Annotated in this window: 2 protein-coding genes; both read left to right on the plus strand. The window is 26.3% G+C overall.

What is annotated here, in order from left to right:
* A partial coding sequence (locus E6248_RS16190; RefSeq protein WP_316341793.1) for a hypothetical protein occupies positions 1-357 on the plus strand: 357 nt, incomplete at its 5' end.
* Between the two features lie 12 nt (positions 358-369).
* A complete protein-coding gene (locus E6248_RS16195) occupies positions 370-1,071 on the plus strand; it encodes a DsbA family oxidoreductase (protein ID WP_316341794.1) in 702 nt (233 codons plus the stop codon).
* Positions 1,072-1,218 lie beyond the last annotated feature (147 nt).

Raw genomic sequence — 1,218 nt, forward strand, 5'->3', positions numbered from 1 at the left:
ATGTTAGAAGTTAAAACTATAAATATTATTCTAATTTTAATCATATTATTTATAATAACTAATTTTATAATATTGCCGAAATTTATTAAAAAGATATTTAGGAAAATACTTACTTCAGGAAAAAGAGATAATAGTGGATATAGAATATATATAAATGAATCTGGTATATATAATTTTAAAGATAAATTACTAACAGGTTCAACATGGAAGGAAGGTTTAATCCTAGATAAATATCATGAGAATTATTTCTTAGTAGATGATTTTACGGTAATTGCCTATATTCCTGAAAAAGCTTTTAAAAATATGAAAGATATGGAAGTGTTTATTAGTAAATTAAAAAATTATTTAAAGAAATAAGGAGGTAGAAAAATGAAAATAGAAATTTGGTCAGATATATTTTGTCCATTTTGTTATATAGGAAAACGTAGGTTTGAAAATGCATTAAATAAGTTTTCAGGTAAAGATAAGGTGGAAGTGGTGTACAGAAGCTTTGAGTTAAGTCCAGATGCACCTAAGGTTAATAATAAAAGTATTAATGAAACTATAGCTGAAAAGTATGGAATAAGTGTAGAAGAAGCTAAAATCAATAACGATGGTATAATAAGACAAGCAGCGGAATTAGGATTAGAGTATAATTTCGATACATTAATTCTAGGTAATTCATTTGATGCACATCGTTTAATTCACTTTGCTAAGGATTTTAACAAGATGGGAGAAGTGAAAGAAGCTCTATTTAAAGCCTATTTTACTGATTCAAAGAATATCAGTGACATAGATACATTAGGAGATATTGCAAAGAGTGTTGGCTTAGATAAAGAAGAGGCTATAAAATTCTTAAATAGTGATAAGTATAAAAATGAGGTTAGAGAAGATGAAGCTTTAGCTAGAAATTATGGTATTACTTCTGTACCAACTTTTGTATTCAATGATAAATTCAAGGTTACTGGTGCACAGCCAGAGGATGTATTCTTAATGGCATTAAATAAAGCATTAGAAGAAGATAAGCCTTCATTAGATTTAGAAAATAATAATGGCAAAAATGTATGTATTGATGGAAATTGCAGGATTTAGTAAAGATACTATTGAAGAATGAAAATGAAGATTAAGGATTCAATTATATTTAAAGGAGTTGTTTTTGTGACAACTTCTTTATTTATATATAGATAATTTTTTTGTTTCATAAGTGTCACAGTGAAAAAACAATTAAAGACATTGAAT

The organism is Clostridium sp. (genome assembly GCF_032552055.1).
Classification (GTDB): Bacteria; Bacillota; Clostridia; order Clostridiales; family Clostridiaceae; genus Clostridium.

What these genes read in the sequence shown, in the direction of transcription:
- E6248_RS16195 (WP_316341794.1), top strand. Translation starts at nt 370, where the DNA reads ATGAAAATAGAAATTTGGTCAGATATATTTTGTCCATTTTGTTATATA.